This is a genomic window from Hymenobacter miniatus, assembly GCF_016427455.1.
GTDB classification, from domain to species: Bacteria; Bacteroidota; Bacteroidia; order Cytophagales; family Hymenobacteraceae; genus Hymenobacter; species Hymenobacter armeniacus.
This window is the reverse complement of the sequence record NZ_JAELXR010000018.1, coordinates 22,708-33,095: the sequence shown is the minus strand read 5'-3', so window position 1 is coordinate 33,095 and position 10,388 is coordinate 22,708. Positions and strand designations below refer to the sequence as shown.

Annotated in this window: 6 protein-coding genes; all 6 read left to right on the top strand. The window is 62.5% G+C overall.

Annotated elements, in window-relative coordinates; genetic code table 11:
* The first annotated feature begins 679 nt into the window (after positions 1-679).
* The 6 genes from JAO73_RS20735 to JAO73_RS20710 all read left to right on the top strand — a co-directional run bounded on the left by JAO73_RS20735 (position 680) and on the right by JAO73_RS20710 (position 10,363).
* The gene (locus tag JAO73_RS20735; RefSeq protein WP_317191264.1) at positions 680-2,635 is read left to right on the top strand and encodes a T9SS type A sorting domain-containing protein; all 1,956 of its coding nucleotides are present in this window, start codon (positions 680-682) and stop codon (positions 2,633-2,635) included.
* Positions 2,636-2,797: 162 nt separating this feature from the next.
* Complete coding sequence (locus JAO73_RS20730; RefSeq protein ID WP_198979175.1) at positions 2,798-3,364, top strand: hypothetical protein; 567 nt, start codon at positions 2,798-2,800, stop codon at positions 3,362-3,364.
* Positions 3,365-3,423: 59 nt separating this feature from the next.
* The gene (locus JAO73_RS20725) at positions 3,424-5,244 is read left to right on the top strand and encodes a DUF885 domain-containing protein (protein ID WP_198979174.1); all 1,821 of its coding nucleotides are present in this window, start codon (positions 3,424-3,426) and stop codon (positions 5,242-5,244) included.
* A gap of 173 nt (positions 5,245-5,417) precedes the next feature.
* Positions 5,418-6,500, top strand: coding sequence for a DUF3575 domain-containing protein (locus JAO73_RS20720; protein ID WP_198979173.1), 1,083 nt, complete (start codon positions 5,418-5,420; stop codon positions 6,498-6,500).
* 171 nt (positions 6,501-6,671) lie between these two features.
* Positions 6,672-8,465, top strand: a complete 1,794-nt coding sequence (locus tag JAO73_RS20715; RefSeq protein WP_198979172.1) for a DUF885 domain-containing protein — start codon at positions 6,672-6,674, stop codon at positions 8,463-8,465.
* An 86-nt stretch (positions 8,466-8,551) separates the two neighbouring features.
* The gene (locus JAO73_RS20710; protein WP_198979171.1) at positions 8,552-10,363 is read left to right on the top strand and encodes a DUF885 domain-containing protein; all 1,812 of its coding nucleotides are present in this window, start codon (positions 8,552-8,554) and stop codon (positions 10,361-10,363) included.
* Positions 10,364-10,388 lie beyond the last annotated feature (25 nt).

Here is a 10,388-nt window from a genome sequence, read left to right as displayed (position 1 = left end):
ACCTTGCCGGGGCAAAATGCTGTACAAAGGGATTAAAACCCTATTTTTCCTATTTATGACAAACTTTACTTTCACCTTTTTGGAGGCTTCTGCAACTAAGAGCCGAGGGGCCGTTTTGAGCAAAACACTGCTCTTATTTGCGGCGTTGCTTTTGTGGTCACTTGGGGCTACCGCTCAAACTACCTATTACTGGATTGGCGCTACCTCGGGCAACACTCGCGACCGATGGAACGAGCCTACTAACTGGAATACCCAAACCAATGGTGCTGGCTCTGCCCGCACTACCCCTTCTACCAGCGATATCCTGGTATTCGATGGTAGAATCGGCGCTACTTTTCCAAACCCCCTTATTGTAAACTACGGCAACGGCGGCTCAGCAGCCTTTTCCGAAACGATTGGTCGTTTGCGCGTTGTCGGAGGCGCCGATGTTAGCCTCGCTGGCCCAACGAACGGTAACGACGGCAGCATCATTAACATTGCGGGTGGCCAAGCATCTCCCCAGTCCGACGACCTGTATGTTGAACCAGGCTCCAATATCAGCATAGTTTCCTCGGGGCAAACAGCCAACCGCTTCCTCCAAATTAAGCTGGGGTCGGGCCGTAAAGGACTGATTGCTGGCAACATTACAATTAGCTCTGCTAACCAAACGCGAATTTTGGCTACGGACGCTAATTCTTTGGTGTTTGCAAGCAGCAACAACTTCACTGTATACAACGTGGTTGGCAGCCCCCTCGGCACGACCGGCGCTAACACCGTCGTGTCTTCCAACAACACGCCGCTTGCTGGTTTCTCCGACGTAGTACCTGCGAATGCCGCCATTTTCAACAGCTCGGCGCGGTACAACCATTTCAGTGGCACTTCCCCCTTTGGCACCGGCAGCACCCCCGTGGCGTCTTTCCTGCCCGGCTCCAAATACGTTTTCTACGGCGGCACATTCTCCAACGTGGGCCAGACTTATGGCTACCTGGAATTTGCCGGTAACGTAACCACCACCGTAGCGGGCAGCCAACCGCTCATCATTGCCAACGACCTCACCGTCTCGCAGGGCACGGCCAACCTCAACGTGACGGGCACCGGTGCCACGGGAGGTATCAACATTGGAGGCAGCATCCAAGCCGTGGCGGGTACGCTGAACTTTGTGCCCGCCTCGGCCAGTGAGTTGTATGTAGACGGTATCACGTTGGTGACCAGCGCCCTCAACTATACGCCAACCGTTTCGGGCAGTGTAACCCTCAACGGCAGCGTGGTGGTGACGAGTTCGGGCACCCTCACCTTTAACGGGGCCACAAGTAATGTGAAACTGATGGGCTCTAGTGTGAGCAACGACGGGGTACTCAACTTTGCGCAGGGCGCTAGCAGCACCGTAACTTTCGCTGGACTTACGGCACAAACCATCGGCGGGACATCAGCCATGGCCCTCGGTACCAACACGTTGCTGGAAATCAACACTCCGGCTAGTGTGACTGTGGGCCGCGCCTTCACGGTGCGCCGTGGCCTTGTACTGACCAACGGCTTATTGTACACCGACCGCGCTTCGGGCACGTTGCTCACGCTGACTTCGAACGCCAGCGTCACCGGAGGCAGCAATGCGAGCCACGTAAGCGGCTACATGGCTCGCCAAACGCCAGCATCTGTGGTAGCCGGTGCCCCTCTAAGCATTCTTTTCCCCGTGGGTAAAAACGGCGTGTATCGGCCGTTCACGCTTAACATTTCGACGCAAACCAGCGCGAGCGCCATCAATTACATAGGCGAAATCCAAGATACCCCGCCCACCCAATCGGTGGTGGCCCCTTTGGTGCACGTATCGTATCGTCGCTACTTGCAATTGGCTCCGGACGTGGCTCCTTCGGGCTTCTCGGGTACCGTCATGATGACCTTTGCGGCCGATGATTACGTGAATACTCCTCAAGCCTCCTCCTTCGTCATGGCCAAGAATAACGTGGCCAATGGCACGTGGAGCAGCATCGGCAATGGCGGGGCTGTTGGTACCGCCAACAACGGTTTGCCCGTGAGCGGCTCCCTCACGTCGGCGCCCTTCACCACGTTCAGCACGGGCAGCAATTTCTCGCTGGCCAGCACCGTGGCCTCGGTGGGCTTCCCTGGCACCAATCCGCTGCCTGTGCAGCTGACACGCTTTGCGGCCAGCACCAAAGGCAACGGCATTGCCCTGGACTGGGCCACGGCCATGGAGAAGAACAGCGCCTACTTTGAAGTGCAGCGCAGCGCCGACAGCGAAACCTTCCGCACCATTGAAAAAGTGCAGGCCCAGGGCAGCAGCACCACCACGCACACCTACGCCACGCTGGACCGCGCCCCCCTGGCCGGCCTCAATTACTACCGCCTGCGTCAGGTAGATGCCGACGGCAAGGAGTCGTACTCGTCCGTGGTGTCGGCCCGCTGGAGCGCCGTTACGGCCGTGGAACTGTACCCCAACCCCAGCAGCGACAAGGTGTACCTGAATGGCCTGGACGGCACGGTGCGTTTCCGCGTGCTGAACGAGATGGGCAAAACGCTGATGAGCGGTGAAACCACCGGCGCCGCAGGCGTGAGCGTGCAGGCCCTTCCGGCCGGCATGTACCTGCTGGAGCTCGTGACCGAAACCGGCCGCACGGTGCAGCGCTTCGCTCGCCAGTAATTCTTCCCGAAATGGCTATCGAAATCCCCCGTGCCCTGAGGCGCGGGGGATTTTTGCGTAATGGCGTAGAGGCCCGGGAAAGCAATGTATTGCCCTTTTCTACCCGCTGCCGTAGTAGAGGGCCGGGTGGCAGCTGATTTTCCTGCTCCTGCTTTCATGCCAATGACCGTTTTCCTTTCCGGGCTACGCACGGCCGGGCAGCTAGCCCTGGTAGCCGGGGCGCTGTGCCTCGGCGCCTGCAGCGGCGGCGCGCCCCTCGAACAATCCAGCGGCGGGTCGGGCCGCTCCACGGCGGTGCAACTCGACACCACGGCCACGCTGCCCACGGAGGCCTGCGGCTTGCTCACGGCGCGGGAGGTGACCGAGCTCACGGGCCAGGCCGTGCAACAACAGGCCCAGGGCGAGGCCTGCCGCTTCGTGGATGCGGCCCGCCCCAGCGGCCCCGACGCGGTGGTGCTGGTGTCGTTGCGGCCCGCCACGGCCTTTGCCATTGCGCAGGCCGGCAACAAGTTCAGTCGCCGCAGCATGGTGCGGATGACGGGCCTGGGGCGCGAGGCCTACTACGACGACTACCGCGGCGACCTCTACGTGCAGCTGCCGGAGCGCACGCTCGTCATCGGCATGCCGCGCCGCCTGGAAGACCGCCGGCGTGACCGCCTGGCCACCGAGCTGGCACGGCTGGTACTGGCGCGGTTGGCGGTTCGCACGCCGGGTTTGGCGGCGCCGTAGCTGAGGGCGTGCGGGGAATGACCGGGCTTCGTAGCTTGCGACAACTTTTTCCTGCATTCATGAAAAAAATTGCCCTCGCCGGCCTCGTGGCCGCCGCGCTCGCCTCGGCCTGCAACCAAACCAAAACCACCGAGACCGCCAGCAGCGGCACGGAAAACGCCGGCTCGGCGGCCGACTCGACCACGGGCCTGAACGGCCTGTTCAACGCCTACTGGGAGCAGCAGTCGCGCCTCGACCCGCTCTCGGCCACGGCCTACGGCGACAACCGCTACAACGACCAGCTGCCCAACAACCAGACCCGCGCCTACCGCGACACGCTGCGCGCCTTTTACCAGGGCTACCTGACCAAGCTGCAACAATTTGACCGCGACAAGCTGAGCGACAACGACAAAATCAGCTACGACATCTTTGCCTACGAGATGAACCACGGGCTGGCCAGCCTGAAGCTGAACGCGTGGATGCTGCCGGCCAACCAGTTTTACGGCCTGCCCATCACGCTGGGGCAGTTTGGCTCGGGGCAGGGCATTCAGCCGTTCAAAACGGTGAAGGACTACGACAACTGGCTGGGCCGCGTGCACGGCTTCACGGCCTGGACCGATTCGGCCATTGCCAACTTCCGGGTGGGCATGCGCACGGGCGTGGTGCTGCCCAAGGTGCTGGTGCAGCGCATGATACCGCAGCTGCAGGCGCCCGACATTGTGGTAACGGACCCGACCAAAAGCCTGTACTACGGCCCCGTCACGCGCTTTCCCAAAGACTTTTCGGACGCCGACAAAACCCGTCTGGCCGAGGCCTACAAAAAGGCCATCCTCACGGAGCTGGTGCCAGCCTACCAAAAGCTGGGCGCTTTCCTCCAGACGGAGTACCTGCCCAAGGCCCGCGCCACCAGCGGCATCGATGCGGTACCCGGCGGCAAGGAAATCTACGCCTACGACGTGAAGTACGAGACGACGACCGACAAGACGCCGGCCGAAATCTACCAGACCGGCCTGCGCGAAGTGGCCCGCATCCGCCAGCAGATGGAGGCCATCAAAACCGAAGTGGGCTTCAAGGGCGACCTGCAGGCGTTTTTCAAGTACCTGAACGAGGACCCCAAGTTCCGGCCCTTCAAGAAGCCGGAGGAGGTGCTGGCGGCGTTTGAGAACATTCACCAGCGCATGCTGCCCAACCTGCAGAAGATGTTCGGGCGCACGCCCAAAACGCCGTTTGAAATCCGCGAAACCGAGAAGTTCCGCGAAGCTTCGGCGTCGGCCGAGTACAACCAGGGCTCGCCGGACGGCTCGCGGCCGGGCATCTTCTACGTGCCCATTCCCGACGCCACCAAGTTTGCCACCACCTCGGGCATGGAGTCGCTGTTTTTGCACGAGGCCATTCCGGGCCACCACTACCAGATTTCGCTGCAGCAGGAAAACACCGCCCTGCCCAAGTTTCGCCGCTTCGGCGGCCAGAATGCCTACGTGGAAGGCTGGGCGCTGTACTGCGAGAGCCTGGGGCCGGAACTGGGCTTGTTCAAAGACCCTTACCAGCGCATGGGCGCCCTCGGCGACGAGATGCTGCGCGCCGTGCGCCTGGTGGTGGACACCGGCCTGCACTCCCGCCAAATGACGCGCGAGCAGGCCATTGAGTACCTGCTGGCCAACCTGAGCACTACCCGCGACGAGGCCACCTCCGCCATTGAGCGTTACATGGCCATCCCCGGCCAGGCCCTGGGCTACAAAATTGGCCAATTGAAAATCCGGGAGCTGCGCGCCAAGTACGAAAAGCAACTGGGCAGCAAGTTCAGCCTCAGCGCTTTCCACGACGAACTGCTGAAAGACGGCTCGATGCCGCTGGCCGTGCTCGAAACCAAGATGGATGCGTGGGCCGCGCGGATGAAGTAACTTTAACGGCAGAGTGGGCACGTCTGTCTTTAGACCCTCCTTGTTGTGCCTGCTCCGCTTTTTTCGTTCATGATTCACTGTGATAGGGGAAGCGGCGCAGGGCCGCGGAGCCGACATTGGCTTCGGTTGGCCCTGCGCCGCTCCCGGACGCGTTAAAAAATTCTACTCCTTTTATGCTCTTTCCTCTACTTACCAACATTGTAGTTCCGGCCAAAAACCGCAGGTTGCGGGCGCGCCACCTGGCTGTGTTGGCCGCAATGCTGACGTGGGCGCCCGGCGTAGGGGCTCAAAGCTATAACCCCAACATGGGCATCAACTCCGCCGGCGGCATTGTGAGTCCGGCGGCGGGCGTGCTGACCCCGGCCACGTCGACGGTGACAATGGGCGGCCAGCCGGCCAACCTCAGGCTGACCGGCTACCAAGGCTCGGTGGTGAAGTACCAAGTCGACACCGGCAGCGGCTTTCAAGACATGAGCGTGGGCTTCGACCAGTACGAAATAAAAGGCACGACGCAGTTCCGTGCCGTGGTACTGACACTCAATGGCTTGCTGCTGTACTCCACCATTGCCACGGTGTATGTGAAGGCGGCGGAAGAACAACCCAAAGCCGTGTTCGAAAACCGGCAGGACACCTTTGCCCCGGCGCTGGCCCTCAAAATTTCGCCTCTGGCCGTGCTCGACCCCATTGCCAGCACCCTGCTCTACAGCGCCGAGTACCGCTTCTCGGCACGCTTGGGCTTGGAAGCCAGCTACGGCCAACAGTTCACCGCGCTGCGCCCCACCACGCTCGGGCTCATCGACGGCCGCAACGACTACACCTATAGCAAGTACAAGCTGGAGTTGCGCCGCTACTTGGAGCCGCGCACCCGCAACCCCAACCAGGAAACCTACGTGGGTTTCCAATCCTTTTTCATCCCGCAGCGCTACACCCGCTACGGCCAAAACTTTTACCAAGACGGCCGGTACGTAACCTACGACCGGGCCTTTGTGCAGAAAGACGTGCTGGGCTTTGGCGTGAAAGTGGGCTCGCAGTGGCACGTGCGCACGCACTGGCTCGTGGACGTGGCCCTCGGCCTGGGCGGGCGCTACGTGGAAACCCGCTACGACATGCTGAACCAGCGCAAGGCAAACGAGGTTGGCAAGTCGCAGGCCAACATTTTCAATCAGATTGAGACCCCAGGCAGCCGCGGGGCTATCGACTTCGAGTTGGGCTTTAAAGTCGGCTACGTTTTGTCGTTTCTCCACGGCGCCCGCTAGCTCCTTAAACTACTTCAAAAATCCCGTTTGCCTGATGGCAGACGGGATTTTTTGTTAGTGCTCTGTCTCAGCCAATCTATAGCCAAAAAGAGGCTTGCCCGCGGGGAAAAACCGCGCTCCAATGGCATTCTGACGCAATAGGGCGTACATTGCCAGCTTATTCGCGCGGTAATGGGCAAGTTGGTTTTTGTATTGCTGGGGGCCTGGCTGCTGTGGGCGCGCCCCGCGGCGGCCCAGACGCCTGCGCCCGCCCGCGGCGCCAACCCCGCCGGGGTGCTGCTGGCCAACCTCTTCAATGCCTACTGGGAAGACCGCGCCCGGCTGTTTCCGCTGCTGGCCATGGCCCAGGGCGACAACCGCTACAACGACCGCCTGCCCAACGACCAGACCCAGGCCTTCCGGCAGCAGCAGCAGCGGCTGTACCGCCGCTACCTCAACGACCTGCTCAACATCGACCGGGCCCGCCTCTCGGCCGAAGACAAGCTCAGCTACGACATCTTTCAGTACGAAATGCGCACCCGCCTCGAAGGCCTGCGCCTGAACCTGTGGATGCTGCCGTTTGCCCAGTTCAACAGCGTGCCCAGCCTGCTGGGGCAGCTGGGCGGCGGCACCGGGGCCCAGCCCTTCCGCACGGTGCGCGACTACGACAACTGGCTGGCGCGGGTGAGCCGGTTTCCGGCCTGGGCCGACTCGGCCATCGTCAACTTCCGGCTGGGCATGAAGGCGGCCGTGGTGCTGCCCCACATGCTGGTGCTGCGCACGGTGCCCCAGCTGCAGGCCTACGTGACAACGGACGCCACCAAAAGCGTGTTTTACGGCCCGGTGACGCGGTTTCCGGCCGACTTTTCGGCCGCCGATAAGGCGCGGCTAACGGCGGCCTACCGCGAGGCCATTCAGGCAGAGTTGGTGCCCACCTACCGCAAGCTGGCCGAGTTCTTGCAAACCGAGTACCTGCCCCAGTCCCGTAGCAGCGCCGGCCTGAGCGACGTGCCCGGCGGGGCTGAAATGTACCGCTACGAGGTGCGCCTGATGACCACCACCGACCGCTCCCCCGACGCTATTTACCAAACCGGGCTGGCCGAAGTGAAGCGCATCCGCGCCGAGATGGAGCTGCTGAAGCGGCGCGTGGGCTTTCGGGGTTCGTTGCCGGCGTTTTTCACCTATCTCAACACCAACCCCCGGTTCAGCCCCTACCAAACCCCCGACGAGGTGCTGAATGCCTTCCGCGGTATTCAGGCGCGCCTCTCGCCCAATTTGGCCCGGGCCTTTGGGCGGGCGCCGAAGTCGCCGTTCGAGATTCGGCAGACCGAGGCGTTTCGGGCGGCCACGGCCTCGGCCGAATACAACCGGGGCACGCCGGACGGCTCGCGGCCGGGCATTTTTTACGTGCCCATTCTCGACGCCACGCAGTTCAACGTGACCTCGGGCATGGAGTCGTTGTTTCTGCACGAGGCCATTCCCGGGCACCACTACCAGCTGTCGCTGCAGCAGGAAAACACCGCTCTGCCCAAGTTCCGGCGCTTCGCCACGTACCCGGCCTTCAGCGAGGGCTGGGCGCTGTACTGCGAGAGCCTGGGGCCGGAGCTGGGCTTGTTCAAAGACCCCTACCAGCGCATCGGGGCGCTGGGCGACGAGATGCACCGCGCCCTGCGGCTGGTGGTCGACGTGGGACTGCACGCCAAAGGCATGAGCCCGGAGCAGGCCGTGGACTACCTGATGGCCAACGAGCCCATTTCGGAGCAGGAGGCTACGGTCGAGGTGGAGCGCTACCTGGCCCTGCCCGGCCAGGCCCTCACCTACAAAATTGGCGCCCTGAAGCTGCAGGAGCTGCGCGCCCGCTACCAGAAGCAGCTCGGCGAGCGGTTTGACGAGCGCGCGTTCCACGACGAGATTCTGGGCGGCGGCAGCATGCCCCTCTCGGTGCTGGAGCGCCGCATGGACGCCTGGGCCGTGCGCCAGCGCTAGGCCGGAGGCTGCACCGGCGGCAAATGCCCCGGCGTGTTCAATCTTTGGGGTTATTTCGGTTTCGTGTCCTGTCACTTTCCCTGCTGATGAGAAAACGCCTGCTGCCTCTACTGGCCACCAGCGCACTGCTGGCTATTGCTGCCCCCGCGCGAGCCCAACAAGGCACTTCCGCCGCCAAACCTGCCGCTACGACGCCGGCCGCTTCGGCGCCGCTGGCGGCGTTGTTTGCGGCTTATTGGGAAGACCAGGCCCGGCTGTACCCGCTCGGGGCCACTTCGCAGGGCGACTACCGCTACAACAACCAGTTGCCCAACGACCAGACGCAGGCTTTCCGGCAGCAGCAGCGACAGTTCTACCAGCAGTACCTGGCCTCGCTGCAGAAGTTGGACCGGACGAAATTGTCGGTGGAAGACCAAGCCAACTACGACATCTTTGAGTATGAAATGAAAACCCGGCTCGACGGGCTGAAGCTCAATACCTGGATGATGCCCTTCGCCCAGTTTTACTCCCTGCCCAACTCGCTGGTGCAATTGGGCGCAGGCACCGGCTCACAGCCCTTCAAAATCACCAAGGACTACGACGACTGGCTGGCGCGCGTGGGCCAGTTTCCGGTGTGGGCCGACTCGGCCATTGGCAACTTCCGGCGCGGCATGAAGGCTGGTGTGGTACTGCCCAAGGCGCTGGTGCTGAAAATGGTGCCCCAGCTGCAGGCCCAGGCACTAGCCGACCCCACCAAGAGCTTATTCTACGGCCCCATTACGCGGCTACCAGCTACTTTTTTGGAGGCTGACAAAACGCGCTTGATGGCGGCCTACCAGCAGGCCATCACGACCCAGCTCATGCCGACCTACCGCAAGCTGGCCGACTTCCTGCAAACTGAATACCTGCCCGCGGCCCGCAGCAGCTCTGGCATCGGGGCCGTGCCCGGCGGCGAGGCCATGTACCGTTTTGCAGTGCACCAGATGACCACCACCGACCGCACGCCCGAGGCCATTTACCAAACCGGGTTGGCCGAGGTGAAGCGCATTCGGGCCGAGATGGAGGCCGTGAAAAAGCAGGTGGGCTACTCGGGCGACCTGCCGGCCTTCTTCAACTACCTGAACTCGGACCCCAAATTCACGCCCTACAAAACGCCGGAAGACGTGCTAAACGCCTTCCGCGCCATTCAGGCCCGCATCACGCCCAACCTGCCCAAGCTGTTTGGGCGGACGCCGAAGTCGCCGTTCGAGATTCGGCAGACCGAGGCGTTTCGGGCGGCCACGGCCTCGGCCGAGTACAACCGGGGCACGCCCGATGGCTCGCGGCCGGGCATTTTTTACGTGCCCATTCTCGACGCCACGCAGTTCAATGTCACCTCGGGGATGGAGTCGCTGTTTTTGCACGAGGCCATTCCCGGGCACCACTACCAACTGTCGCTGCAGCAGGAGAACACCACGCAGCCAAAGTTTAGGCGGTTTGCCGGCTATTCGGCTTTCAGCGAGGGCTGGGCGTTGTATTGCGAGAGCCTGGGGCCGGAGCTGGGCCTGTACACCGACCCCTACCAGAAACTCGGGGCGCTGGGCGACGACATGCACCGCGCCATCCGGCTGGTGGTCGACGTGGGCCTGCACGCCAAGAGCCTGACCCGCGAGGAAGCCATTAAGTACATGATGGACAACGAGCCCATCAGCGAGCAGGGCGCCACGGCCGAAATCGAGCGGTACATGTCGTGGCCCGGCCAGGCGCTGAGCTACAAAACCGGCGGCCTGAAACTGCGCGAGCTGCGCGCCCGCTACCAGAAGCAGCTGGGGCCGGGGTTCGACCTGCGCGCTTTCCACGACGAGATTCTGGCCGGCGGCTCAATGCCCCTGGCCGTGCTGGAGCGCCGCCTGGACGCCTGGGCTGCCCGCCAGCGCTAGGCCCGCCAAACGGCCCTACCTTTCG

Coding starts and splice junctions, on each gene's coding strand:
- JAO73_RS20725 (WP_198979174.1), top strand. CDS start 3,424: ATGAAAAAAATTGCCCTCGCCGGCCTCGTGGCCGCCGCGCTCGCCTCG.
- JAO73_RS20720 (WP_198979173.1), top strand. CDS start 5,418: ATGCTCTTTCCTCTACTTACCAACATTGTAGTTCCGGCCAAAAACCGC.
- JAO73_RS20730 (WP_198979175.1), top strand. CDS start 2,798: ATGACCGTTTTCCTTTCCGGGCTACGCACGGCCGGGCAGCTAGCCCTG.
- JAO73_RS20715 (WP_198979172.1), top strand. CDS start 6,672: ATGGGCAAGTTGGTTTTTGTATTGCTGGGGGCCTGGCTGCTGTGGGCG.
- JAO73_RS20710 (WP_198979171.1), top strand. CDS start 8,552: ATGAGAAAACGCCTGCTGCCTCTACTGGCCACCAGCGCACTGCTGGCT.